This window comes from Spirosoma litoris, from assembly GCF_054776755.1.
Genome location: NZ_BAAHBI010000007.1, coordinates 127,690 through 154,438, shown reverse-complemented (window position 1 = coordinate 154,438; position 26,749 = coordinate 127,690). Strand labels below are relative to the sequence as shown.

Below are 26,749 nucleotides of genomic sequence, written 5' to 3'. Positions count from 1 at the left end.
GAGGAATGAAGTGACAATAAGAAGCGCATTTCTTTAAGACTGATTATGGCTTTTAGCTAACAGCCTGATCATAAGTTAAAAACAATGTTTTTTCTTTAAATCATTTTAAAATCAGTACGATCATAAAAATCAGCGTTCTATTTACGTGTTTGAAAGAGGTAAAAATCTGAAATTAGGAAGAAAAGGCTGAAACGCTTACTTTTCGGAATAGAAAAAATCCTCTACCCCAGATTCATGCAATACGTTGTTCATGCGTATGATCATACCGGTCCCGATGCTCTCGGCCGGCGAATGGCAGCCCGGCCTGCTCACTTTGCCTATGTTAGTCAGTTAAAAGAAAAAGGCCAATTTCTGCTAGGCGGAGCCTTGCTAGACCCCGACGGGAAAATGATTGGTTCGATGCTCATGCTGGAGATGGAAACTGAAGACGAGCTAAGTACGTATCTGGAAACCGATCCGTATATTGTACAGGGCGTTTGGGAAAAAATTGACGTTAAACCATTTCGCCAGGCCAATGTTTGACCTTAACGTGGTAGTAAGCCAGCTTAAGATGAGTACACATTTAGCCCATTTCAGGAGGTTTATTGGGGCTTGTTTACTGATTTTTCTGGGTTTGCTCTCGGCCTGTGGGCCAAGTACAAAGACAAAAACGGCCACTGTTCCCGTTGATACGACTGTTTTCGACGATGATACGCTTGAGGTTGGTAATGCCGCCAAACTAAAAAAGACTGAGCGTGCCGTTGAAACGGAACATGCTCGTTGACTCAATTCAAAATCAATAGAATACACCTTGATACACGCAGCAATATTTGATATGGATGGTCTTCTCGTGGACTCAGAACCCCACTGGCGGGCAATGGAACGAGAAGTATTTGACACAGTGGGCTTACACTTAACTGACGAAGAATGTAAACAAACGACAGGTATGCCAATTCTGGAAGTGGTACGGTATTGGTTTGCCCGGGCTCCCTGGACGGATCAGGCAGCACAAGGTCGTACGCTGGAAGATCTTGCCGATGCTATTACACATGGTGTTCACGAGCGCATTGCTCACCTGGCCGAACCGATGCCCGGCGCACTCGATACCATTGCCTTTTTTGTTTCGAGAGGCATTCCAACGGCTATTGCGTCGGCTTCGCCGATGAGTTTGATTGAAGTTGTTATTGATCGGATCGGTATTCGTGATTCATTAACGCTTTGGCATTCAGCTACTTTGGAGGCTCGAAATAAACCCGCTCCGGATGTTTACTGGGGCACAGCTCGTAAACTAGGCGTTTTGCCCGCTAATTGCGTGGCGTTTGAAGATTCGGGGAGCGGTCTACGATCGGCCCATGATGCGGGCATGCAAACGGTGGCCGTACCGGGTGCTTTTGAGTACAACGATCCAAAATTTGCTATTGCTGATGTTATTTTGCCTTCGCTGACTGAATTTTCATCGGATACATTCGATACATTGCAGATAACAGAACACTATTCCTAATAACTTAAGCGCTCTGCGCACCCTAAACCTCATGCGTATTTATCAACTCGATGCGTTTACGGATCGATTATTTGCGGGTAATCCGGCGGCAGTAATTCCATTAACGGAATGGCTGTCAGACGAACAAATGCAACAGATCGCGTCCGAAAATAACCTGGCCGAAACGGCATTTTATACAAAGACCGACGGAGAGAATACCTATCATATTCGTTGGTTTACACCTACGATTGAGGTGGATTTGTGCGGTCACGCAACCTTAGCCACTGGTTATGTGGTATTTTTCCTGGAATCGGACCAGACTGAAGAGACCATTCCCGACGAGATTTTCTTCAATTCTCGTAGTGGTTTATTAAAAGTTTGTCGGGGCGAAAATGGCTGGCTAACCCTCGATTTTCCGGCCGATATCGTAAACAAGTCCAATCTACAGCCCCCGGCTTTGTTGGCAAGTGTCGGCGAAAAACCTTCCGCCATTTTTAAAGGGAAAACGGATTATATGCTGGTGTATGAAACACAGGCACAAATCGAAGCATTAGCGCCGGATTTTCGGGAAATGAATACGGTACCGGCTCGGGGCGTTATCGTAACCGCACCAGGTAATGCAGGCGACGGTTCGGTTGATTTTGTATCCCGTTTTTTTGGACCCCAGGCCGGTATTGATGAAGACCCTGTAACAGGATCGGCCCACACAACATTGGTGCCTTATTGGGCCGAGAAGCTTGGCAAAACGGAACTCACCGCCCGCCAACTGTCGAAACGGGGAGGCTTCCTCAAGTGCAAATTGAACGACGATGGCGTAAATCCGGCCCGTGTCGATATTTCAGGCCAAGTACAACTCTATCTGACTGGCGACGTTAAGTTGTAAGCTTTTTAAGTAGTTAAGTAGTCAGGAAGGCGTATAAACGCCTTCCTGACTACTTTTTCTGTTTGTACGACTTAAAGTTAGCTGTTTAGGTTAATACAAATGAAAATTATTTCATTGTATTAGTTTGTAATTAATCTAAACAAGAAATAACTTTGCAGAAGTAAATAAAAGGTATTGATGACTACCGAATTTTTCACTTCTGATTTTTCTGTTCCTTCGAGCGAGGATAAGCAACTCATTCAGTCTAACCCATTTATGGGTCATGAGTGTGTCCTGAAAAAGTGCTGCAAGAAGTATAAAAAAGGCAAACGCTGTAAGAAGTGTCCCGATTGATTCGCTAATTTTCAGGTACATACCAGAACGGAATCTGGCAATAAGGCTCTGGCTTATTGGTCGAATCGGGTATGGTCAGTTTTAGCAGATTCTTGCCTAGTTTAAGATTGGCAGTTAATAACACCGTTGTTAGGCCCCGCTGACCCGTTTCGGCGCGTTGAGTAAACAAAAATCCCGGCGACTGGTAGAGTGAGTCGTTCAGGTAAACGCCAAAATAGCTTTCAAACGATTTCAGATACCAGGTGGCTTTTCGTTCCCGCCGATCTTTCCGCGAAAGGCTATCGGGCCATGTAGGCTCTTTAAATCGCTTTGCCAATTCTGCATCCAATGATTTCGGATAACTCACAAACAACCGTATATATGGTTCCCGAATCACATCGCTTTGAATACTCGCTTTACTGATCAGGTCATCTGGCTTACGTAAATTATCAAATGAATTGGCGTCCACTAGCTGATTAGGAGCCCGCAGGGTGATATATGACCGACTATCTAAAGCATCCGACGCTCCCATCGTTTGTACTAACTGCCCAGACATAAATACCAGCTCGACTAGAATAAAGACAGCAAAGGCCCACACTAACCGCTTTTTCAGCACCTCTTTAGGTATCTGGCTGTAGAACGTATAGAGAATATAAAGTCCCGGCTTATAAAGTCCCATAAATAAGACTGAAAAGACCTGACTCAGTTGGAAAGCTATCGGGGCGAACCGGGGGTTATCGCGAAATTTGGTCAGGTTCAGAACAACATAAATAAGCCATAGTCCACCAACACCAATCAACAGTACTGAATTTATTGTTTCGCGGACAATTTTGTATAGATGGTCAGGAATAAGCAGTTGGAGAATCGTTTCTATAAGGCTAAACAGGCCAAACGTCATTGCTACACCGAAGAGAAGCAAGGCCAGACTGAATGCCAGCGCAAACACTACATTGCAGCGTTTATCCAATCGAATGATGTAATCGGGTAATGAACCCATTCGCTGGGCAAATTGCTGACGAGCATATTGGCTTAGGTTATAAATTTGATCATATTTAATTCCGCTTGGATAAACGGCCAGCAGCCCGAGCAGCCCTACCCAGAAGGCCCGCATGATAAAATGGGCAAGAAAAGCGCCAAACAACGAATACGACACGCCCTTTAGTAAGCCTATAACCTGTGTTGGGCCGGTATCGTGGATATAATCAATATCCGCCATCAGGTTATACCGGTAGTAGTTGAGTGCACTATCCAGAAACTCGGGCAGACTGAGGGTAGCAAATAAAGCGGCTCCCGAAATAACCAATTCCAGATTCCAGCTCTGGCTGGTTAGCTCAATAAGTTTATCCTGAGCTTCTGTAGTAGCGGGTGTAGGCGTTTCTTCAGGCTCTAATTCTGGTGGATACATGTTACTTGCATTGGAGAATAGTCGCAAAATAAGGTTTTCTGTTCGTATACGGCATTGGTTTAGTTCATTTTTAGCCTTTCCACTTTTCTTTTTTCGAGTGTTAAACCTATCCGTCTATTTTGTTGTCAATAGGTCGAATGCATCTTTATTTACACATACCGTTCTGTAAGCAGGCCTGTCATTACTGCGACTTTCACTTCAGTACCAGTTTGGGACAGAAGGCAGCGTTGGTTGATGCGCTCTGTACCGAAATTCGTTTGCAGAAAGATTACTTGTCTACCTCAACGTTAGAGACTGTTTATTTTGGAGGAGGAACACCTTCGATATTGACTGAACGTGAGCTAGGACAGATTTTTGAGACGATTCATACCCATTTTACCGTTGCTCCGACGGCTGAAATTACCCTTGAAGCCAACCCGGATGATCTGAGTGCGGAAAAGCTTCGGATGTTGCGCCAATACGTGAATCGCTTAAGCATCGGGATTCAAACGTTCGACGAAGCCACGCTCCGTTGGATGAATCGCGCTCACACAGCTACCGAAGCCGAGACCTGTGTCTGGTTAGCCCGCGAAGCTGGATTTGAGAATATGAGTGTCGATTTGATTTATGGGATTCCGAATCGTGATCCAGCGCTCTGGCAACTTGATTTGCAGAAGGTGTTAACACTTGACGTGCCGCATCTCTCGGCATATGCACTAACCATTGAACCCGACACCGCTTTTGGACGATGGCAGCAGAAAGGGAAACTACCACCCGCTGATGAATCGTTGGCGGCTGACCAGTTTGAGGAACTAACGCAAGCGTTAAGTCAGGCTGGTTATGAACATTACGAAATCTCGAATTTTGCCAAAAAAAATCACACGGGTTTAGTCCAGTATGCCCGGCACAATACAGCCTATTGGCAACGCAAATCGTACCTGGGTATTGGCCCAAGCGCCCATTCGTATAATGGTCATTCGCGACAATACAATATTGCGAACAATGCACGTTATATCGCAGACATTCAGAAGAATACAATACCGTCAGAAATAGAAGAACTAACGGTTGCCGATCAGGTAAATGACTATTTACTGACCGGATTACGAACGCAGTGGGGGTGTTCGCTCCCCGAATTGAGTGCGTTGTTAGGTGCTGATTTTACGCAGCATCAAGCTTCTGACCTCAAGGCCATGTACGCATCGGGTTGGCTTACACAAGAAGGTGACAGGCTGCGGTTAACAAATGCGGGAAAACTGTTTGCGGATCGTGTCGCGGCAACGTTGTTTGTCGAGTAGGGGATTAGTTTGCGCTGCCGTAGGGCCCCGCTTTTTTCGGGGATTTTAGTAAAAAAACGGGTTTACATCGACCATCCTATTATTTTCGCGGAATGCCCCTACACCTATGAATCCGCAACGACCAGTCAATACATTTCGTACGGCTCCTCCTCAGCAACCACGTCCGAAAATAACGCAGCCTGCTCCACAGCGAGGCCGGGCGTCGGAACGTAATTCGGGCTATCGGCCACGTTCAACGCGCTGGCAGCAAATCCGGCAGTTTATGCGAGAGCAGCCCTTGCTGGAAACCGTGTATGGGTTCTGCGTACGCGTTTTTCTGTGGCTGTTTTTCGGCTCACTGGGCTATGTGATTGTGCTGAAATACGTACCTGTGCCCGTTACTCCGCTAATTATTTCCCGTTGGATGGATACGTTCGGCACCGACGAGAGCAGTCATGTCTATAAAAAATGGATCTCCTACGATGATGTTAGCAAGGAGGCTGCCCTGGCAGTTGTTTCGTCGGAAGATCAGAATTTCCCAACGCACTGGGGCTTTGATTTCGATGAGATTAAAGACGCCATGAAAGAGAACCAGACGCGTAAACGCCCTCGTGGCGCCAGTACGATTTCGCAACAGGTTGCTAAGAACGTCTTTCTCTGGAATGGACGTAGCTACATTCGAAAAGGTCTGGAAGCCTACTTTACAATGTTGATCGAATTGATCTGGGGAAAAAAGCGTATTCTGGAAGTCTACCTGAACGTGGCCGAAACGGGACCGATGACATTCGGTGTGGAAGCTGCATCGGAACGCTATTACGGTCACTCGGCGGCTACGCTCTCTCGTAGTGAAGCGGCTCGGATAGCGGCTGTACTACCTAATCCGCGCCAGTTTTCTATCAAAAATCCTTCGAATTACATTCAACGACGTACGACCCAAATCTCCCGTCAAATGCGGTACTTAGGTGGGCAGAAGTATATACGGAATTTATAAAAGGTTTACAGTATACGGTTTGTGGTTTACGGTGGGCTGACGCAAAGCTCTTGGAGACGCCAGCCCACCGTAAACCACAAACCGTATACTAATTTCCTACTTCACCGAAAGCTTATAAACCGTTGTGCTTTTGTACGTTTCGTTCGGGCGTAAAACGGTTGTGGGAAAGTTGGGGTGATTAGGCGAATCGGGGAAGTGCTCGGTTTCCAGGCAAAGTCCAAAACGTTTCGTGAACGCCACCCCATCCTTACTTTTGAAGCTACCGTTTAGATTATTGGCTGTGTACACCTGTACCGCAGGCTCGGTCGTGAACATTTCCATAAAACGCCCGCTCGTTGGTTCATAGACCGTAGCACCTAACTTCAATGTTTTGGCTGGATTCGTGAATACCCAGCAGTGGTCGTATCCTTTGCCGTATTTGATTTGGGTATCGGTGGTGTCATTAATGTTCTTGCCGATGACCGTTGGCTTCGTGAAGTCGAAAGGAGTACCCACTACAGGTTTCAATTCGCCCGTTGGAATTTGTTTCGGATCGGTTGGTAAGAACTGGCTCGCAGCCACCATTAATTCCTGATTCAGAACGTCTTGCTTCAAGCCACTCAGATTGAAGTACGTGTGGTTAGTCAGGTTAATGATGGTTGGCTTGTCGGTTGTGGCTTTGTAGTCGATGCGGAGCGCGTTATCTTTCTGAAGCGTGTATGTCACCTCGACGGATAAATTGCCGGGAAAGCCCTGATCTCCATCCTTTGAGAGGTATTTTAAGACTAGAGCAGGTTCGTTACCATCTTTAGTGGTGGCTTCCCAAAGTTGCTTATCGAAGCCGATGGGTCCACCATGAATGTGGTTTCCGTTGGTATTCTGGGCTAATGTATATTCCTGCCCATCAATGGTAAATTTCCCTTTTGCAATCCGGTTCCCAAAACGTCCGATGATTGGCCCTAAGCTGGGTGTACCTTTCAGATAATCAGCAAAGGTGGGGACGCCAAGGATGATTTCTTCCTGTTTGCCTGTTTTGTCGGCGGCAGTCCATGAGACGATGTAACCTCCGTAGTTTGTAATCTGAACCACCATCCCTTTCGCATTTCGGAGCGTGAATAAGTCTGCCACGCGGCCATCTGGAAAGTCGCCAAACTTTGTTTTGGTAATGCCTGCTTTAGCGTCAGCGGTTGGTTGGTCGTTGATCGATGCGTGTGTCATGCTAGTCAATAAAAGCAACCCGAATAGGGAAAGAGTAAGAAGTTTCATGCTATGAACCGATTTAGGCACGGAGTAAAGGTACTTTATCCATACCAGTAAGCTGAAAAAGACCCTATTTTACCCCAATTTTCAATCAGGCATCAGCAAATCGCTCATAATCATAGCTATAGTTGTTTAATGAACACAGAGTTATAAAGAAATTAATCTAAACTGGCTCAATATGTACCAGCACGTCATATACGGCCGGTTTCTCTTTGAGAATGGCGGCTTTAACGGCATGGGCAATAGCATGTCCTTGTGCGACTGTTAGTTCCCCCGGCACCAGCACGTGTAAATCAATGAAGTACTCGAAGCCAGTTTTTCGAACCCGAAATTTATCAATTCCTTTCACTTGAGGTACACTTAAAGCAATCGCTCGAAGCTCATTTTGCCAGTCGCCAGCGGGCGTTTCGTCCATGATTTCACCGAACGATGGTCGGAAAATGTGGTAGGCATTGTACACAATAACGACTGAAGCCAGCAGTGCGGCCCAGTCGTCAGCACTTTCGTAGCCGGGGCCACCAATCAGGGCAATACTGATGCCCACAAACGCAGTTAGCGATGTAATGGCATCGCTGCGATGGTGCCAGGCATCAGCTTTTACGGCACTGCTTTCCGTTTCGTCGCCAACCTTCGCAATGCGCCGAAACAGCACCTCCTTTACGATCACGACACCGGCTAATACGGCCAGCGTAAATGGGGCCGGAATTTCGTGCGGTACCTGAATATTGTGGATACTTTGCACGGCAATCAGAATTGCCGCGCCAACCAGAGCCATTGCTACCAGAATAGCGGCCAAGGGTTCGGCTTTACCGTGTCCGAATGGGTGATTCTGGTCGGGGGCTTTCGAGGCTGTACGGAGGCCAAACCAGACGAAAATTGAGGTTACAATGTCGGTGCCCGATTCCATCGCATCGGCAATCAGCGCGTAGGAGTGACCCAGCCATCCGGCTAGCCCTTTAACTAGTACCAGCCCGATGTTAACAGCGATACCAACCAGCGTTGTTTGTTGGCCCCGTTCGGCCTGGTGAGGTTTTATTGGTTGTTCCATGTAGGAAAATTCAAAATTGAGTGAATTTTGTCATCCCGACGCAGGAGGGATCCTAAAGCATACTATTCCGAAGATCCCTCCTGCGTCGGGATGACAAAAAAAAGATTATAACTAACCAGCCAGTTTAGCGCGTTCGGCGCTAATAAAATACGCGCCTTGACGAACAATGGCTGATTGATTCAGTCCTTTGGGTAACACGACTTCGGTCCGATGGTTTTGGGTAATGCCTGTCTTGACTGCGACTAACTCAAATCGATAGGCCTTGGAGCTGTCAGTTGGCTGACGAACATACACAAAGGATTGATTGCCTTCTTTTATCAGCGCATCTTCGGGGAGGGCAATTACCTGATGCGGATCAGCCAGAATGGTGGCCCGTACGTAGGAACCGGCAAACAATCGTCCGACATCTTTCGTAAGCAGGTTGGCGTGCACCGGTACGGTTTTGGTCTGTGGATCAAACGATTGCCCTACTCGATACACCTTCGCCTGTAACTCACCCGATTGCTGGGCGATCGTAAACCGGACTTGTTGCCCTTCCTGAACCTGTCGGATGTCGTTTTCAAACACGCGCAATTCGAGATATAGATGCTCTTTGTTGACGATCTCAACCAGTTCGTCGGTAGTCCCCACGTATTGGCCTAGCCGTAAATTTACCTTATCGACATACCCGTTTATAGGGGCCAGCAGCGGAATGGTGCGGCTGATATGGCCTTTTCGCAGGGCTTCGAGTGGAATGTGCAGTTGCGATAACTGCGCTTCCAATGACGTTAACAACGCACGGGTTGTTTCGTAATCGGCAGTCGATTGCTCAAGCTTCCGACGGGCACCGACTTCTTCCCGATTGAGTTCGGTTTGTCGGTCCAACTCCTGTCGTTCAAACCGACTTTTGGCGATGGCCTGCAAGTATTCCTGCTGGAGTCGGATATAATCGGGGTGTTCCAGAACGGCCAGAATCTGCCCTTTTTTGACAAAATCGCCCTCTACCAATCGGGTCGATCGGACAAAGCCGCCCATGGGTGCATGTACACTGGCCCAATGATCAGGGGGCGCTTCCAGTTTGCCCGTCGCCTGAATCGTTTCGCCTAAGGTCAACGTATCGGGGCCGCCCAATTGAATCCCGGTTTCCCGGAACTGAGCCTCCGTAATCGTTACTGTGCGTGCACCGGCAGGTTTATCTGTTTTGGGCTGATCAATCGATTTGTTTTCAGAATGAGAGCAGCTAAATAAGCTGTTGATTCCTAGCCAAATGGCAACGATTCGCCAGCTTCTATTTTGTCGTTTTTTCATAAGTATCGTATGTGTTAGGGGGCTACGGGCGTAAATCCAGCGAGCGCTTCCTGTTCAATGAGCGATTGATTGTACTGGCTGATGGCATCTAAATACTGCTCCCGAATCTGCCAGGCTTGTGTAGTACTCTGCACAAATTCGAGGTATTCGATGTCGCCACTTAGATAACTGCGCTCCGCCGTTCGAAGAATGAGATTGGCCTGCGGGAGCGCTGAGTTTTCGTAATACGCCAGCGTGTTGAGCGACTGAGCATACTGTTGTCCTCGAATGGATAGTTCGCCCTGTAGCCGGTGGTGCTGATAGTTTAGCTGGCGATCGGCAATCTGCCCCTGCATACGAGCGATGTCCAGTCTGGCCCGCAACGGAGCCATGATGAGCGGTAGCGATAAACCAACTTGATAGACGCCAAATCCGCCCTGCCGTTCGATGGATTGGGAGAGATAGCCCACCCGGAAATCGGGCCAGAATCGCTGCTTTTCCAGATCGACTTGCCGACGGGTCGTTTCGACCTGCTGACGCAATACGGCCAGTTGTGGATTGGCCTCCAGCGTTGGGGGAGTTTGCGGTGAACCTGCTTTTAAACTGCCGGTTGTATCGATGCTCACCAGGTCGGTTTGCTGGAGCAGAATGGCCAACGTTTGACGACCTACCGAAATGTCGGTTTGCAAAACAGCCAGTCGATTCTGGATGTCGCGCTGCCGGGTTTCGGCGGTAACGCTTTCCAGTTGATTCGTGGCCCCCGTTCGATACCGTACCGCTGCCGCATGAGCCGCCCGACGATATAGGCTATCCTGTGCCTGAAGCAACTTAATTCGCTCGTAATCAATTCGGAGCTGATAAAAGGCCAGCCTGATCTGGCGAACCAGCTCTGTTCGGCTAACGGCCACCTGTCGTTCGGCAATGCCCTGCTGTGCCTGATAGAGCCGTTTTTGAGCGCCATATACAGAGGGCATCGCCATTGACTGCATAATGGTCAGGCTGTGATCGATGGGGTACGATTGAATTTGTCCGCGCTGATAATCGACTGTGGTGCGGGGAATATCCCAGGCCGTTTTCTGCAATCGCTGACCGACGTTTACTTCCATCGCCGTAGCCTGCAATCCACCGTTCAGACGCAACCCTTGCTCGATGGCTTTGTCTATGGTAAGCGGTTGCGCTTGAGAAACAGATAAGGTACCGAACGCCAACACGAAGATTCCTCCGATGCAATGAGCAACTGTGGGGTTATGGCGTTCTTCGTCAGTCGGTTGTATCGCTCCTTTTCTGCGAGAGGGTACCAAACTATAGAGAACCGGCAAAACGATTAGTGTTAGTAACGTTGCCGAAACCAGCCCACCGATAACGACTGTGGCCAGCGGTTTCTGCACTTCAGCCCCGGCAGAGCTTGATAAGGCCATCGGCAAAAAGCCCAGCGACGCTACGGCTGCCGTCATGATGACTGGCCTGAACCGAACCGCCGTTCCTTCTTTAACGCGTTGAACCACATTGGTTACGCCTTCCTCTTCAAGCTGGTTAAAATAACTAATGAGGACAATGCCGTTGAGCACCGCAATCCCGAATAGCGCAATGAAACCTACGCCCGCCGATATGCTGAATGGCATACCCCGGAGCCACAACGCCAAGACACCTCCGATGGCCGACAGGGGAATAGCGGTGAAAATCAGGATCGCTTGTCCAAAGGAACCAAAGGTGAAAAATAGCAGCAACCCAATCAGTACCAACGCGAGTGGAACAGCCACCGCCAATCGCTCTTTGGCTTTGACCAGATTTTCAAACTGGCCACCGTAGGTATAACTGTATCCGGCCGGAAGCGGAACGTCTTTTTCCAGAACGGCTTTCATTTCGCCCACCAGACTTTCTACATCGCGTCCCCGCACATTGATGCCGATTGTAATTCGTCGTCGGGCGTTGTCCCGGGAAATCTGCATGGGTGCGTTTTCGTAACGGATCGACGCTAGTTGGTCGAGCGGAACCTGCTGTCCATTCGGCAAATCGACGTAGAGTTGCCGAATGTTGTCGATGTCCTGACGATACATACTGTCGAGCCGCACAACCAGATCAAAGCGCTTTTCGCCTTCAAAGACCACACCCGCTGTCTCACCGGCAAAGGCGGCTTTCAGAATCCGGTTCAACCCCGCTACCGAAACGCCATATTGAGCCAACCGTGGGCGGTTATAGGTGACCAGCATCTGAGGAAGACCGCTGATTTGTTCGACTTTCAGGTCTGCTACGCCGGGAATGGTTTTGAGCTTAGCCGCTGCCTGATTGGCCTTACTGAACAACGTTTTCAGGTCTTCACCGTAAATCTTGACGGCAATGTCGGACTTGACGCCCGTCATTAACTCATTGAATCTCAGTTGAATGGGTTGCGTAAACTCGTACGTTAAACCGGGGAGCACACTCAGCGCCCGTTCCATTTTCTGAACTAGATCATCCTTCGTTTTTGCGGATGTCCATTCGCTCGGCTCCTTCAACACAACGATCACATCGGCCGCTTCGATGGGCATCGGATCGGTCGGAATTTCGGCCGTTCCGATCTTGGAAATCACGTCTTTTACTTCTGGAAATCCATTTTTCAGAATCGTTTCCATTCGCCCGGTCGTTTCGATGGTTTGCCGCAACGACGAGCCTGGTTTCAATGTCAGACTGATGGCAATGTCGCCCTCGTCGAGATTGGGAATAAATTCGCCACCCATTGTTCCAAACAAACCAACCGCGCCAACGAGCAGGAGAACGGAGGTTGCTAAAACCGTTTTTCGCCAACGTAACGCGCCGTTTAGTAGGGGAGCGTAGACGCGATAGAGTGCTTTCATGATGCGGTCGGCCAATGTACCTTCTTCCTTGATGTCTTTGCGCAGGAGAGTGGCCGCCATCATTGGTACATAGGTCACACACAGTAACATAGCACCTATGATGGCAAAGCCTACGGTTAGCGCCATCGGGCGAAACATCTTCCCTTCAATGCCCGTCAGTGACAGAATCGGTACGTAAACGATCAGGATAATCAATTGCCCAAACAGAGCCGACCGCATCAATCGACTAGCCGAATCCAGCGCAATCTCATCCATCGACTGCGAGCGGGTGGCCTGTGTGTGGACGATACTGAAAATCATGCTTTCAACAATGATGACCGCTCCATCAACCAACAGTCCGAAGTCAATGGCTCCCAAACTCATCAGGTTGGCCGATACGCCAAACACGTGCATCATCCCCAGCGCAAACAGCATACAGAGCGGAATCACCGATGCGACGACAAGACCAGCCCGCCAGTTGCCTAGTAAAATCAGCAGTACGCTCATCACAATGACGCCACCCTCCAGTAAGTTTTTGGCGACGGTGTGAATGGCTTTGTCGATGAGGACTTTACGGTCCTGAAATGGCTCGATAATCAGGCCGGGGGGAAGGCTTTTCTGGACTTCGGTAATTCGTTCCTTTATGCCATCAATAGTTTTTTCGGAACTGGCTCCCTTGAGCATCAGAACAATACCGCCGACAACTTCGCCCCGACCATTGCGGGTCATCGCGCCATACCGGACAGCGTGTCCTAATCCCACCTGCGCCACATCGCGAACGAGAATAGGGGTAGGGCCAACGTTTTTTACGACAATCTGCCCAATCTCGTCGGGTGTTTTTACCATGCCTTCGCCCCGGATAAAGAAAGCTTCGGGCCCTTTTTCGATATAGCTCCCGCCTGTGTTGGCGTTGTTATCGGCCAGCGCCTGAACCACCTCGGTCAACGTGGTATTCATGCCGTGCAACCGTTCTGGGTTGATGCGAACTTCATACTCTTTCAGGTATCCACCCAGACTGCTGATGTCGACCACACCTGGGACTCCGGCCAGCTGTCGTTTCACGAGCCAGTCCTGTACGGTGCGGAGATCTGTAGCGGAATACCGATGCTCAAACCCCTCTTTGGGTCGAATAACGTACTGATAGATTTCGCCCAATCCCGTTGTAATGGGAGCCAGTTGGGGCGAACCCGCCGTTAGTGAGCCCTCGGCAGCTTTGAGTTGTTCGGTCACCAACTGGCGGGCCAGAAAGGTCGGGGTCGATTCTTCGAAAACAACCGTAATGACCGACAGCCCAAAGCGGGAAATCGACCGGATTTCGGTAACGCCCGGTACATTACGCAGGGTCGTTTCGAGCGGAAATGTAATGAACTGTTCGGTTTCCTGAGCCGCCAGCGAAGGCGCTTGCGTAATCACCTGAACCTGATTATTGGTAATATCGGGGATAGCGTCGATGGGTAATTGCCGGAGTGCATAGGTTCCCCAGGCAATCAATGCTACCACGCCCAGCCCCACCATCAGCTTTTGGCGGATGCTGAACTGAATGATTTTATCGATCATAAAATGGATAAAATAGCCCGCAGATTTTTATGATCTATAGGATTAGTTATGATCATTGTGGATCATGATAATCATATAGAATCTGCGTTCTATTGTTGATAACTCGTTGAGAATAAATAGCAAATGACCTGCCTATGTGCCACAAGCACACGGTCAGTCAGTTAGCCAATACATACAGCAGAGTTACCCGATTTGGGGAGGCTGAAACAGTAGGGTAGCGGTGAGAAACGAATACAGGTTCTCGTAGGAGAAATGAACCTGTGGCCAGGGAATCAGTACCGCTAGTTCGGCAGGGAGCCGATGCGGTTGGGTCAGTACAAACACAAAACCCGTTGAGAGGTGATTGTAAAGGGGAATTTTGACGCCCTTGTGTGGGGTTTTCGCGTGCTTCGACGACGCATTGTAATGAAGTTCCAGAAACTGCCATATATCGAAGCCGCTTCCAGCTGCCTTCTTGTGAAGTTGATAATGGGCAATTAACCCCGGTATTTTATAGACTTCCTCCACATCTGTCTGCGGAAACAGACTACCCACAAAGAGCAGTATGCCTAAAAAGAGAGCTGTGACGGATTTCATGTCGCAAAGATAGGGCTTACTAGTCGACAATAGAACGCAGATTTTTAGGATCTATATGGTTTAGATTATGATTTATCGGATAGAAGATGCTTTGTTAATCATAACTATCCTAAAAATCTGCGTTCTATTGAGGTCTTGCAATGCGTAGAAACAGATACTACCTTGTATGAAAAACGCTATAGCGATGAAAACCAGACTCGTATTTTCTTTACTAATCGTTTTGGGGTTGGTACAAACCGGGAGTTTTGCCCAGACCATTCGCGGCCATTATGCGATTAAAAATATCCAGACAGGTATGCTTTTACGCGTTCAGGATGCCCGGAAAACGAATGGGACGCCCATAGTTGCCTATTCGCCCGTCAACTGGAAATGCGTTACCTGGGATTTTAAGCATATAGAAGGGGATACCTACCAACTTCAGAATTTATTCACGAGCAAAACCTTACAGCCAGAAGCCGGAACAATCGCAGACGGCATCAATCTGGAGCAACAGCCATTAGTGGCGTCGCAAGCCAATCAGGAATATGAATTTATTCCCGCCGGGAAAGCGACGTATCGAATTAAGTTGAAAGGGACGAACCTGTACATCACACCCGCCGATAGCAAAGGTTCTGTAAACTCTCGCATAACGCTGGCGAAGAAATCAGACGCTCAGACGCAATTGTGGACGATTTATGAGCAGGACCCAGAGATTTAATTTTCCGACAGGATAAACAGGATTTTTCTTCTGATTTTTAATCCTGTTCATCCTGTAAATCCTGTCCAAAACCTTTTCTACCCAGTTTCCCTTAACAAGCTGACATCCTACAATAGCTTGTGAAAATAGCATATTCTGTAGCTGTATCATGGAAAAATGCTGACCATTTTGTATGATAAAACCGGAAAACATTACGGTAAAGGCAAGGGCTTCATAGTCTTTTCTGATGGAAAGAGAGTAATACAGAATAAGACGCTGGCTCCATTGACTGTCCGGTCATGTTGAGTACAGCTAGATAGAACGCTTATTGTTTACCCTATTCCTATTCCATGAAAAACCTACCCTTGTTTGACCTTGCCGTAATTGCTGCCTACCTGGTGGCAATGGTGTTGGTAGGCGTTTACTTTGCCCGAAAAAATAATGATACTGACCAGTTTACCAAAGCATCTGGGAAGATTCCCGGTTGGGCGTTGGGAATGTCTATCTATGCTACGTTCCTGAGCAGTAATACATTTCTAGGCGTTCCAGGCAAAGCATTTGGGGGAAACTGGAACTCATTTGTATTCAGTCTGTCCATGCCATTGGCAGCCTATGTTGCCTCTCGTTTTTTTGTGCCATTCTATCGGCAAACCGGCGAAATATCAGCGTACACACACCTCGAACATCGCTTTGGCCCCTGGGCCAGAACCTACGCAGTGGCCTGTTTTTTATTGACGCAGCTGGCCCGGATGGGGTCTATCTTTCTGGGAATTGCCATTAGTTTACAGGCACTTACGGGTTATTCGATGCAAATGATCATGATCGTCATGGGCATTTGTATCATTATTTATACCGTTATGGGCGGTATGGAGGCTGTTATCTGGACAGAAGTAGTGCAGGCTTTTATTAAAACGTTTGGAGCTTTGCTGATTCTATACCTGATCGTTGATTCGGTGCCGGGGGGCGTTTCGAAAATTGTGGACATTGGGGCTGCTCACGACAAATTCAGCCTGGGTACTTTCTCCCCTGATTTCGTGCAATCATCCTTTTGGGTCGTGCTGCTGTATGGCTTCTTTATAAACCTGAATAACTTCGGGATGGACCAGAACTACATTCAACGATACCACACTACTTCTTCGGCTAAAGAAGCCTCAAATTCCCTTTGGTTGTGTGTCTGGCTATATGTACCTGCGTCGTTGCTGTTTTTTGTGATTGGCTCCTGCCTGTTTGCTTATTATCAGGTCCACCCCGAATTTATTGAAGCCATCAAGCAAAAAGTGGCGATGGATCGACTACCAGCTACGGCTTCGGCAGCGGAGGTTTCTCAACTTATGGCAACATTGAAGCCTGTCGATTATGGCGATAAAGTAATGCCTCATTTTATGGTGACCAAAGTACCCGCTGGCCTGATGGGGTTGATCATTTCAGCGATTCTATCAGCTGCTATGAGCACGATCAGTTCAGGGATGAACGCATCGGCGACGGTTTTTACGGAAGACATTTACAAACGATACATCAACGCTGACATATCAGATAAGAAACTCCTGCGACTGCTCCACGTGACCACTGTAATTGTTGGGTTACTAGGTTTAGGAACGGGTTTGGCCATGATTGGTGTGAAAAGTATTCTGGATACCTGGTGGACACTTTCGGGTATTTTTGCAGCTGGTATGCTTGGGCTGTTCTTATTAGGCCTCATTAGTCGGCGCACGAATAGCCATGAAGCGTTGACGGCCACGTGTATTGGCGTATTGGTTATTATCTGGATGACATTTTCCGGTAGCCTGCCCGATCAGTTTAGCTACCTGCGCAATCCGCTTCACAGCAACATGATTATTGTGATTGGTACGCTCACCATTTTTCTGGTTGGCCTGCTCGTCACAAAAAGCAAAGGCCGATCCTCGGAACAAATCAAAAAAGAAGTATTTATAAATGAATAATGCATAATGAAGCAAAGGCTGACTGAAAAGCCATTATTCATTACCCGTTAACTCTTGAAGTTGAATAGTATGAAAACAGTTGAAAAGGGGTTCATCCCCGTGATGCTCACCCCCTTTACCAGCACTGGCGCGATTGATTTCGACGCCCTGACCCGCCTGACCGAACTTTACCTGCAAGCCGGAGCAGCTGGCTTGTTTGCCAATTGTCTGTCGAGTGAAATGTTCGAATTGAGCGAGTCTGAGCGTATTCAAATTATCGAACACGTAATCAAGGTGGTCAATGGTGCCGTTCCCGTTGTGGCTACGGGTACATTTGGTGGCCCGATTGCGCAACAGGCCGATTTTGTTAAACGCGTACATAACATAGGTACGCAGGCCGTTATCCTGATTACGGGTTTGCTTGCCGACGAAGCAGAGTCTGATGCTGTTTTCAATGAGCGAGTTTTTCAGTTGCTAGACCAGACCGAATCGGTGCCGGTTGGTTTTTACGAGTGCCCCGTTCCCTACAAACGCCTGATTTCGCCCGAGCAGCTTCAGTTATTCGTGAACACAGGTCGGGTGATTTATCATAAAGATACATCGCTGGATTTGCGACAGATTAAGGAAAAAATCCGACTGGCATCGCGTCCTGGTTTTGGTTTGTATGATGCCTACATGGTTCACGCGGTGGATTCGTTGAAAGCGGGTTCGGCGGGCCTGTCCTGTATTCAGGGTAACTTTTTCCCGGAGTTAATTGTGTGGCTTTGCCGGAATTATGACAACGCTGATTTGCAGGAAGAGGTAGCGAAAGTACAGCAATTCCTGATTGACAAGATGGATGTTATTCACAACGTCTACCCGACGGTGTCGAAATACTTCTTACAGTTGCGCGGCTTCGACATGACCACCTTTACTCGTCGCAATGTTGGTACGTTCACTCCCGAAATTGCCAAGCAGGTCGAGGGTTTTTATGCCGAATATACCCAATTGCAGAATGAACTGGAATTGAGTGTCGTGTAGATTTTAAGGCACAGAGCATCCAGAGTTATTGAATTATAGTCTCTGTGTGCTCTGTGCCTCTGTGTTTTAAAATTACGCAGCTACTTTTCCTTTTTTCAAATAGTACCGTTTGTATTCCAGCGGAGTGAGGCCCGTCACTTTCTTGAAGTGGCGGTAGAAATTGGAAACGTTGTTGAACCCACAATCGAAGCAGATGATCTCGGTGGGCGTTTTATCTTCAATCAACGCCCGACAAGCGTGACTAATCCGTATCTCAATCAGGAAATCATAGTACGTCTTGTTCGTCATTAATTTGAAATATCGGCAAAAGGACGTAACACTCAGATTGCTGATGGCCGAGATCTCCTCCAGCGTAATTTCCTTTTTGTAATTCTCTAGTGTATAGCTGCACACATTGTTCAGGCGTAGGGTATCCGTTTCGTTAGACTGATAAAATACCGCTCGTCCATTCACAATTATGTCGAATTCATCTGTTTCGGAGAGCAGCTTCAGAATAGATAGCAGGATGATTAATTTATCAAGGTTTGTGGCGTCGATCGCTTTGCGCATTAATTCGGCCAGTTTGGTATTGGTTTGTCCATTGATAACCATACCACTTTTGGCCTTTTCGTAGAGCTTGGGAATCAGATAAGCTTCGGGTAGTTTCAGCAGATGATCGCCCAGGCAGTCGGGTAAAAACTGAATGACGATCACCTCAATATTGAGGTCGGGGTCGTTGTGGAAATATTCTTCATTACTGCGCCAGGTATGGGGCAGATTCTCGCCAACCAACACGATCTCACCGGGCGAAAAGTTGCTGATTTTATCGCCAATAAACCGGACACCTTTCCCTTTTAGAATATAGTGCAACTCCAGTTCCGGATGATAATGCCATATATTTTTAAGATGGGGCAAGATGTTGTGCCGCACTGTATAGGAACTCTCCGGATTGGCCGTGACTTTTCGGAATAATGGTTTCATGACAAAGAGCTAATCAATTCAAGAAGGGTAACGGCTTATTGTTGTAGCCGAATACCAGACTGGACGTCTGCTACCTGCCAAGTGCAGCGTATCCGGTCGGATAATCGATTCAACTAGTTGCCGTCGTTTTGTTGTACGTACTTGATTTGTGTAGTATATAAGTATAACCAGTGCTTTGCCTACTGACTATACTTTTGACTCCAAGCAGGCCAATATCTTCTATTTAGGCCTGTAGAGGCATTTGAGCCATGACTACACAAACCTAAATTAACTATATTAGATAAGTCATATTTATTATCGATAATTTCTTGTAATAAATTGACAAATCACCGGTGCTGTAAAACTGGCCTGTGCATTGCTGCTGGGGAGAATCACCGAAGAAGTTTACGGAGAAAAGGGGAGCCGACCGCACGTTCTCTGTGGCTGCTGTTATTGGTGGATTATTTGGCGGGTAGGCAATGGTAGAAGGCGATGCTCGTTCGCAGGCTACACCAACAGCCAATCGGCCTGTATTCTGGGCGGATCACTGGACACCCGATAATCCGAATTATGCCAGTGGCGGTTTTCCTCGTAGCAACGGACGGGGTAAATGCTGCTTTTATTTTACAGCTCCTTTGCGCAATGATGATTTTCGAGCCATCAGACTCGTCTTCAAGACGTTACTGATTGGCGTTGTGTATTTGCCCGGATTTTTGATCAGGTTAATCAATAGTTCGGCGGCAGAACGGCCCATGTCGAACGCAGGCTGCGAGACCGAACTGAGGGGTGGATTCAACAGAGCTGAGATCGGTAAATCCGAAAACCCAATCAAGGCGATTTCGTCGGGCATCGATAAGCCTGCTTCCACAATAGCGGCATGACAGCCAATGGCAATGTTGTCGCTGGAGGCAAAAATCCCATCAGGCCGGTCCGGTTTAGCCAACAATGTACGGGCGACTTCCAGTGAATTATTGGCATTATAGGACGACGCAATTACCCAGTCATCGTGAATAGGTTTCCCATAATCCAGCAAAGCAGCCCGATAGCCATGCAATCGCCGTCGGCTGATTAGCAGATGTTCCGGTCCCGATAAATGAGCAATACGCTCACAACCCTGTTTTATCAGGTGTTCGGTAGCCATGTAAGCGCCCTCAAAATCATCGACCAAGACTTTGTGCGTATCAATTTCTTCGCAGATCCGGTCAAAAAAGACGATAGGAAACCCGCGCTCATGCAAGCTTTTGAAATGTGAATAATCTTTCGTTTCTGTGGCAATTGATACTAAAAGTCCATCCTTTTTTCGATTGGCAATGTGTTTTACATTCAACACCTCCCGCTCGTAATCTTCATGACTTTGGTAAATCACAACGTGATAGCCCTGCGCAAAGGCAACATCTTCAATACCTGCAATAGCGATAGCAAAGAAGGGATTGGAGATTTCTGGCACAATCACGCCAATATCGTGACTCTGGCTGTTAAGTAAGCTCAGGGCCACCGGATTAGGGTTATAATCCAGCTGATGAGCCAGTTCTAACACTTTTCTTTTCGTCTCAATACCAATCTCCGAACTGTCTCGCAACGCCCTCGATACCGTTGATGTCGAGATATTTAACGCTAGTGCGATATCTTTTATGGTTGTGGTTTTCATTCGCCCAATAATTATCCCTACCCAAGCGATTACAGCGTAATGGCTACATTTTCAAAGCGCCAACCTGGCTACCCATACTACTATTTCGGCCAGGAAAAATCAGTAGCTGTCGTTAAGGGTTTATAAATAATTTATATTCAACCCTTTGAGTTAATCGCTACGAATATATTGATGCAGCCACTCATCACCAACGACGCAATTATTTTAGGCATTTTTCTGGTTGTACTGACACTGATTTTCAAAACATCGCAGTCGGCACACCCCTTCTGGGTTCGGGCCTACACCTATGTTCCGGCCTTACTCCTATGCTATATTTTTCCAGCCACGATGAATAGCTTAGGCATTATTTCGGGCGATCAATCAAGTCTTTATAAAGTGTCAACAAACTACCTGTTGCCTGCCGCTTTGGTATTGCTCACTTCCACTGCCGATTTACGCTCGATCATGCGGCTGGGCAAAAAAGCGTTGATCACGTTTTTATCGGGCACGGTAGGAATCATCGTAGGAGCCCCCATTGCTTTCGTTATAGTTATGTGGCTGATACCCGGATTTCGGGAGCAGGCCATTGCCAACGAATACTGGAAGGGCCTGGTAACAATTTCGGGGAGTTGGATTGGCGGCAGTAGCAGTCAGCTGGCCTTGAAGGAGATTTATGGGTGCAGCGAAGCACTGTTTGCCATCATTCTGGTCGTCGATGCAGTTGTATCGACGAGTTGGACCGCCTGCCTGATTTGGGGAGCTGCTTATCGGGACACAATTGATGAATGGCTTCACGCCGATAACAGCTCCATTGAGGAAGTAAAACAGCGGATTATGGCCTACAAAGAAGAACCTGACCGACCTGCTAACTTACTGGATTTAAGTACGATTCTGGCTTTAGGCTTTGGTGGGGCTGCACTGGCGCACGCGCTGGCCTATGGAATATCGACTACTCTTCAACCCTACAAAACCTTGTTAACAGTCTACGGTTTAGACCCATTCACATCCAATTTTCTTTGGGTTGTTATTCTATCAACGTCGCTTGGCATCATTCTTTCGTTCACTTCACTTCGCAAACTGGAAAAGCTCGGCACCACCGATCTGGCTACGTTATTTGTCTATTTCCTGATTATGACCATAGGCATGCGATTAGATCTTTCCAATCTGGGCGGGAATATGGGCTTGTTCCTGGTGGCAGTCATCTGGATGCTTATTCACGTTCTGTTTATGTTAGTGACGGCCCGCATCATTAAAGCCCCTTATTTCTTTGTGGCCGTTGGAAGTCAAGCCAATATTGGTGGAGTGTCAACCGCGCCAGCGGTAGCCTCGGTTTTCCATCCGGCACTGGCCCCTGTAGGCGTATTGCTTGCCGTTTTGAGCCACGTATTAGGCGTATATGGTGGGCTGATTACGGGCTGGCTGATGCGTTTGATGATGTAGCCTATGTATTTAATTCAGTAGCTTGTTTGTCCGTGGATTCCTAATACTTTACCAAAATAGATTCTCGGGGCCGCCCGCGCGGTTGATTCTATCGGATTCTATCGGATTCTATTTCGGATAGTCTACTGATAATCAATAGTTAAGCATCAAGTAGAATCAGAAGAATCTCTAGGACTAAATTGGCCTGCACTAGCATTCCGTATCCGACGCCCACGCAATAGATTCTTCTTGATGCCAAATCCCGGCTATGACTCTAGCCGGGATTTTTTATGTTTACCTACCGATTAGTTACTATCCTATTAAAATTACGCTTAGTATGTTTACTAAATTTTATTAATATTAACTTGCGATCTGAAAATGGCTTTTCCATTGCGGAGAGGCACTTTTTGTCATCGTAACTCCTACTTTATGAAACTTAAAATACTAGCCTTGCTGGCTATCGGCGGCTTCGTGCTTTTAGGTAAATACCTCATCCAAACATTTCGTTTTAAAAGTGATTGTCCCAAATGTGGCAATCCGCATCCTGATCGTGCTCGGCGCCCCCAAATACTCCGACGCCTTCCTTATCGAGCTTATCACTGTACTGCTTGCGGAAAGCGCTTTTACCACATCGGATCCGATAAAAACCTAACGCTCGTTTCATGAAACTATTCATTCGAATCTTGAGCGGGCTTTTTCTGCTTGTCGCTCTCGCATTAATTATTTTTTGCGTCTATTCGCTCTATACGCATAAGAGTCCTCTTTTTAGTGGTGGCAGTTTTGTCGCTTCGCTCAGCTGCACAGCACTTGGCCTGTTAACGTCAACTAAATCTGCTTAAGGCCATTGAGGGCTAATAGTCGCGTAGCCTCTAAACAGATCGTTCGGAGGCTACATGACTATTAGCTGAAGCCTTATTCGCTGCTTATGGAAGGTAGCTGCAGCATAGAGCATGGGTTTATTCTTAACCTTTCCCAAAGCTGATTCTATAAGAGGTACGATCAACGTCAGCACCGTCCTTAATCAACTCTTCAGCTATCACCCGAGCATATTGTTCGGCTAGACCTTGGGTCAGTTTACTCAATATAGCCTGATCAACTTCAATGGTAAATTTCAGTGTTAATTCGACCTGGTTGATGTCCATAAAACAGCAGTTTAAGGTTTTCTGAAATGGATTACTGAGTTCATTTGTCGTACTCGATTGCGTTAAAGTAACGACATCCAGACTAAACACCAACTGAAGCAATTCAAAATCTTTTAGTAGGACTTTGGCTCAACGCTGGTTCAATGCCATACCACGGTTACAGAAGGCATCATGGTGAATCGTAACACGGTTTTGAGCCGGAATTCAGCGGGATTCATATGTAGATAAGCCTGATTTTTTAACCTAATGTCAATGGGCAGTCACAATGTCCTGTTATCTTTTAAGGTATTAATCGGCTTATAGACAGACTTTAATCGCTAACGAGAATCATTACTTTAGATGATAATATGTGGTCGATCTAATATATATGATAAGCCTTTGTTTATCATTGATTAAAAGGAGTAAATATCAGATATACAGTATTTTGTTGTAAAATAAATTCATGGTGTTTTTTTGATCATTCGTGCTGAAAAATGGGGTTTTGGCAGGGTTTTGGTACGATTTCGCACAATCCAACTAATTCTCAATATGTCCTCTCCCAAAAATGTACACTTAGTGAAAGAATACATCAAAACGTTCATTGCAACGGACGTAGTCTTTCCCGGTACTCCACCCCGAAAATGGGGTGTTGAGTTCAGTCGATCCGAGTTGAATGCTATTTACTCGGGACTAAAATTTGTGATTCGAAAGGCTCATCCCCTTCAGGATAGAGCTATGATTTCAGCCTTCGAAGAAATCCATGAGTCGGTCCCAATGGATTTACACTGGTTTTTGTATGATTATTGGCGCGAAGTAGTTTTCATTCTGGACCTCTATCCTGATTTAGGCGACAGTTATCTAACTACTTATAGTACTAAACTACCCTATCAGGGTTGGCATTGGTATCAGCCTGCCTAATAATTGCAGAGCGCCAGAAAGGTTGAAGAACTCGCCTTACGGTACCCGAAGTTTGACACAAACTCAAAAGAAAAAGCTTCTTCCATCCGTTGCGGCTTTTTCTTTTGAGTTTCCTTGTCGTCATCTTCTAATGACGCTGCTATAAGGTACGCACTCTCAGGGGAGAAAACGTTACTTGATCTGTAGCAATAGCAAACGCTGGTCTCGTCTGATCAGTTACGCTTCAATAGCTGTTGTAACAACTGCTTCAACTGAGCCTGTTCTTGCTTTATGGCTTGTAATTCCTGGTTTTGCTGTTGGGTCGTCTTTTCTAGTTGAATGCTATAGAGAGTTAACTCCTCGACCTTCTCCAGCAGGATTGCATGCATTTTCGCTAAATCGACACCTGCCTTGACTACCTGCTCAGCCGAAGGAATACCAGGTAAATGGCCATTTAGTCTGATGTAATCCGCAACTGAGGGTAATGGACGGAGTTGATAACTTGGCGTAAACACCTTATCGCTCCATTCATTTACGTTAGTAATCCGGAGTTGATAACGCGCTTTAATTACATCACCCTGCTCATTAACCGTTAGGAACTGATCAGTTGCCTGAACAGGCTTACTTTGACTGGTAAGGTGGGTTAATCGCAGCCCACGGGCATCGATAGCTTCACTAACGACTTCTAATCGGGCGGTAGGCGCTGAAGTGCCGATACCCACATTAACTTGATTTCCCAGAATCAACGCATTGCTGGCAGCTACTCGGCTATTTGATCCAGAAGAAGGCTTTCATGGATACAGGAAACGTTAAAAAAGTGAACGATAAATACCTGCTAAAAATAAGCGAATAAACGGCATAACCGCCTGATTATTCATCGTTTAAATTAAACGGTCGTTCACGATCTTTCCCTGCCTAACTCAGTTATGGACTCCCCCTAAGATCCTTTACAAAAAATGGTATTGATCCGAAAGGAGAGGGCCTCATTTTATCCACGATTGCTTGAAAACCAGGTTTCGCCGGTTGATTTTGCTTTATAAGCTTCAGTGAGTGGCCTAATCCTGTTATTGTACGATAACTGATCGTGATAGCCTATTTGCAGAAAAATACTGTATTAAGTATTGCTAACGATCATCAGGCATGTTTTCATGACAATCACAGCTGCTGGAAATGACGTGTCTGGCAAGTTTTTCTTGGAGGATATTAACTTCAATCTTATTCTTTGTAAATAAAACTCGCTACTCCGTGAGTAAAAATACTCTATTCACAAGAAAATATTGACTATTTAGCTGACTTTTTATTTCATATGACCGAATAATAGATTTTGAGCTACCAAACTACGATTTTGGCAAGGTTATGGTCATTTGTTGATTAACCCATTTACTACTATACATGGAACGGCATATCAACATTGATCTACTGAAAGAGTACATTAGAACACTCATGTCTCCTCAGGTAGTACTACCCGGAACCTTACCGCGCGAGTGGGGGGATGAATTCACCAGACCTGAATTGCAGACAATCCAGTATACCGTAAAATTTGTACTTCAAACTGGATTTATTCGGCAAAACACAATAGCACTGGTTGATGCATTAGAACAATTTGAAAAAACTGATTTGCAGCTACACTGGTTCTTATATCGGCATTGGGAAACCATTGTGCCATTATTGGTAAAAGGCCCATTGCATACACCTATTCGAAAAGCATCGCTTCAGTATGCGTTAAATTGATACTCGCTTGTCGGCAAAAGCTCCCCATTTCTTAGGGTTCATCAGTTGCCTTAACACACAAACTTACGCTACTCACCATCCAATTAGGGGAATTCACAACATTTGAACAGCAGGCTATGAATCGGTTCGTAGCTTTGAAAAAGTTCAAACGACCTTCCTCTTTGTTACTCAAAAGCTTCGACCGTAAGGAAGAGGCTTTTGCCGTTTTTACAAATGCTCTATTCAGACAAAATCACTGTAGTGGTTTGCTATCTCAATTTCTTTTTACGCACGCTGAATATATCTTCTCTTACGTTTAGGAGCCATTCCGTGTTGCTCAACTTGTAATACGGGAAATTTCCCCTAAAAAAAGGGTATTTTTCCCGTGGTAGACCAAGTGTGAGCGGTAGATTTTTGTGGCTCTCATCCCCCAAGTACCACTATGGACCTTGCCTATCATCTAGTGGCTTCTCTTTGTCTTAAGTTCGCTGTATTAGCAGATCAATTCAATCAATGTGATTTACTTGATCAGTCAATTCGCTTCAACTTCAGAAACGTTCTGGAGCAAATGGCAAATGCAAGATACCTATCTCTTCACTGGCAAGGTTTGTTTTAATCA

Annotated in this window: 23 protein-coding genes; 12 read left to right on the top strand and 11 right to left on the bottom strand. The window is 46.7% G+C overall.

Annotated elements, in window-relative coordinates; all coding sequences use genetic code 11:
* Positions 1 to 234: 234 nt before the first annotated feature.
* Genes ACYVGR_RS04480 through ACYVGR_RS04465 form a run of 4 tightly spaced genes read left to right on the top strand, consistent with a single transcriptional unit; the run spans position 235 to position 2,342 of the window.
* Positions 235 to 522 (top strand): YciI family protein, encoded by a 288-nt coding sequence (locus ACYVGR_RS04480; RefSeq protein ID WP_460954082.1) that lies wholly within the window; start codon positions 235 to 237, stop codon positions 520 to 522.
* Positions 523 to 550: 28 nt separating this feature from the next.
* The gene (locus tag ACYVGR_RS04475; protein WP_460954081.1) at positions 551 to 763 is read left to right on the top strand and encodes a hypothetical protein; all 213 of its coding nucleotides are present in this window, start codon (positions 551 to 553) and stop codon (positions 761 to 763) included.
* A 27-nt stretch (positions 764 to 790) separates the two neighbouring features.
* Positions 791 to 1,480: a hexitol phosphatase HxpB gene (gene hxpB, locus ACYVGR_RS04470; RefSeq protein ID WP_460954080.1), complete on the top strand. Its 690-nt coding sequence runs from the start codon at positions 791 to 793 to the stop codon at positions 1,478 to 1,480.
* A gap of 31 nt (positions 1,481 to 1,511) precedes the next feature.
* Complete coding sequence (locus ACYVGR_RS04465) at positions 1,512 to 2,342, top strand: PhzF family phenazine biosynthesis protein (RefSeq protein WP_460954079.1); 831 nt, start codon at positions 1,512 to 1,514, stop codon at positions 2,340 to 2,342.
* Between the two features lie 337 nt (positions 2,343 to 2,679).
* On the opposite strand, the gene ACYVGR_RS04460 is transcribed toward ACYVGR_RS04465, so the two are convergent.
* Positions 2,680 to 4,059: a hypothetical protein gene (locus tag ACYVGR_RS04460; protein ID WP_460954078.1), complete on the bottom strand. Its 1,380-nt coding sequence runs from the start codon at positions 4,057 to 4,059 to the stop codon at positions 2,680 to 2,682.
* A gap of 137 nt (positions 4,060 to 4,196) precedes the next feature.
* Here ACYVGR_RS04460 and hemW point away from each other — a divergent pair, with 137 nt between their 5' ends.
* Positions 4,197 to 5,333 (top strand): radical SAM family heme chaperone HemW, encoded by a 1,137-nt coding sequence (hemW, locus tag ACYVGR_RS04455; protein WP_460954077.1) that lies wholly within the window; start codon positions 4,197 to 4,199, stop codon positions 5,331 to 5,333.
* Between the two features lie 106 nt (positions 5,334 to 5,439).
* Positions 5,440 to 6,303: a monofunctional biosynthetic peptidoglycan transglycosylase gene (mtgA, locus tag ACYVGR_RS04450; RefSeq protein ID WP_460954076.1), complete on the top strand. Its 864-nt coding sequence runs from the start codon at positions 5,440 to 5,442 to the stop codon at positions 6,301 to 6,303.
* Between the two features lie 96 nt (positions 6,304 to 6,399).
* Here mtgA and ACYVGR_RS04445 read toward each other — a convergent pair whose 3' ends face one another.
* From ACYVGR_RS04445 to ACYVGR_RS04425, 5 genes are all read right to left on the bottom strand, one after another.
* Positions 6,400 to 7,548, bottom strand: coding sequence for an aldose epimerase family protein (locus ACYVGR_RS04445; protein ID WP_460954075.1), 1,149 nt, complete (start codon positions 7,546 to 7,548; stop codon positions 6,400 to 6,402).
* A 157-nt stretch (positions 7,549 to 7,705) separates the two neighbouring features.
* The gene (locus ACYVGR_RS04440) at positions 7,706 to 8,590 is read right to left on the bottom strand and encodes a cation diffusion facilitator family transporter (protein WP_460954074.1); all 885 of its coding nucleotides are present in this window, start codon (positions 8,588 to 8,590) and stop codon (positions 7,706 to 7,708) included.
* A gap of 111 nt (positions 8,591 to 8,701) precedes the next feature.
* Complete coding sequence (locus tag ACYVGR_RS04435; RefSeq protein WP_460954073.1) at positions 8,702 to 9,877, bottom strand: efflux RND transporter periplasmic adaptor subunit; 1,176 nt, start codon at positions 9,875 to 9,877, stop codon at positions 8,702 to 8,704.
* Positions 9,878 to 9,891: 14 nt separating this feature from the next.
* A complete protein-coding gene (locus ACYVGR_RS04430; protein WP_460954072.1) occupies positions 9,892 to 14,226 on the bottom strand; it encodes a CusA/CzcA family heavy metal efflux RND transporter in 4,335 nt (1,444 codons plus the stop codon).
* 183 nt (positions 14,227 to 14,409) lie between these two features.
* A complete protein-coding gene (locus ACYVGR_RS04425) occupies positions 14,410 to 14,802 on the bottom strand; it encodes a hypothetical protein (protein WP_460954071.1) in 393 nt (130 codons plus the stop codon).
* Between the two features lie 184 nt (positions 14,803 to 14,986).
* Between ACYVGR_RS04425 and ACYVGR_RS04420 the strand changes: the two genes are divergently transcribed.
* The 3 genes from ACYVGR_RS04420 to ACYVGR_RS04410 all read left to right on the top strand — a co-directional run bounded on the left by ACYVGR_RS04420 (position 14,987) and on the right by ACYVGR_RS04410 (position 18,417).
* On the top strand, positions 14,987 to 15,499 hold the full coding sequence (locus ACYVGR_RS04420) for an RICIN domain-containing protein (protein WP_460954070.1): 513 nt from the start codon (positions 14,987 to 14,989) through the stop codon (positions 15,497 to 15,499).
* Between the two features lie 329 nt (positions 15,500 to 15,828).
* Positions 15,829 to 17,418, top strand: a complete 1,590-nt coding sequence (locus tag ACYVGR_RS04415; RefSeq protein WP_460954069.1) for a sodium:solute symporter family protein — start codon at positions 15,829 to 15,831, stop codon at positions 17,416 to 17,418.
* A 69-nt stretch (positions 17,419 to 17,487) separates the two neighbouring features.
* Positions 17,488 to 18,417 (top strand): dihydrodipicolinate synthase family protein, encoded by a 930-nt coding sequence (locus tag ACYVGR_RS04410; RefSeq protein WP_460954068.1) that lies wholly within the window; start codon positions 17,488 to 17,490, stop codon positions 18,415 to 18,417.
* Positions 18,418 to 18,489: 72 nt separating this feature from the next.
* Here ACYVGR_RS04410 and ACYVGR_RS04405 read toward each other — a convergent pair whose 3' ends face one another.
* Positions 18,490 to 19,377, bottom strand: coding sequence for an AraC family transcriptional regulator (locus ACYVGR_RS04405; RefSeq protein ID WP_460954067.1), 888 nt, complete (start codon positions 19,375 to 19,377; stop codon positions 18,490 to 18,492).
* Positions 19,378 to 19,975: 598 nt separating this feature from the next.
* Positions 19,976 to 21,004, bottom strand: a complete 1,029-nt coding sequence (locus ACYVGR_RS04400) for a LacI family DNA-binding transcriptional regulator (RefSeq protein WP_460954066.1) — start codon at positions 21,002 to 21,004, stop codon at positions 19,976 to 19,978.
* Positions 21,005 to 21,175: 171 nt separating this feature from the next.
* Here ACYVGR_RS04400 and ACYVGR_RS04395 point away from each other — a divergent pair, with 171 nt between their 5' ends.
* Positions 21,176 to 22,423 carry a DUF819 family protein gene (locus ACYVGR_RS04395; RefSeq protein ID WP_460954065.1) on the top strand — a complete coding sequence of 416 codons (1,248 nt, stop codon included), beginning with the start codon at positions 21,176 to 21,178 and terminating at the stop codon, positions 22,421 to 22,423.
* 487 nt (positions 22,424 to 22,910) lie between these two features.
* Here the strand turns inward: ACYVGR_RS04395 and ACYVGR_RS04390 are convergent, their stop codons facing one another.
* Positions 22,911 to 23,078 carry a hypothetical protein gene (locus ACYVGR_RS04390; RefSeq protein ID WP_460954064.1) on the bottom strand — a complete coding sequence of 56 codons (168 nt, stop codon included), beginning with the start codon at positions 23,076 to 23,078 and terminating at the stop codon, positions 22,911 to 22,913.
* Between the two features lie 286 nt (positions 23,079 to 23,364).
* Positions 23,365 to 23,544, bottom strand: a complete 180-nt coding sequence (locus tag ACYVGR_RS04385) for a hypothetical protein (RefSeq protein WP_460954063.1) — start codon at positions 23,542 to 23,544, stop codon at positions 23,365 to 23,367.
* Positions 23,545 to 24,072: 528 nt separating this feature from the next.
* Here ACYVGR_RS04385 and ACYVGR_RS04380 point away from each other — a divergent pair.
* Positions 24,073 to 24,441, top strand: coding sequence for a hypothetical protein (locus tag ACYVGR_RS04380; RefSeq protein ID WP_460954062.1), 369 nt, complete (start codon positions 24,073 to 24,075; stop codon positions 24,439 to 24,441).
* A gap of 212 nt (positions 24,442 to 24,653) precedes the next feature.
* Here the strand turns inward: ACYVGR_RS04380 and ACYVGR_RS04375 are convergent, their stop codons facing one another.
* A complete protein-coding gene (locus ACYVGR_RS04375; RefSeq protein WP_460954061.1) occupies positions 24,654 to 25,166 on the bottom strand; it encodes a hypothetical protein in 513 nt (170 codons plus the stop codon).
* A gap of 646 nt (positions 25,167 to 25,812) precedes the next feature.
* Here ACYVGR_RS04375 and ACYVGR_RS04370 point away from each other — a divergent pair.
* The gene (locus ACYVGR_RS04370) at positions 25,813 to 26,151 is read left to right on the top strand and encodes a hypothetical protein (RefSeq protein ID WP_460954060.1); all 339 of its coding nucleotides are present in this window, start codon (positions 25,813 to 25,815) and stop codon (positions 26,149 to 26,151) included.
* Positions 26,152 to 26,749 lie beyond the last annotated feature (598 nt).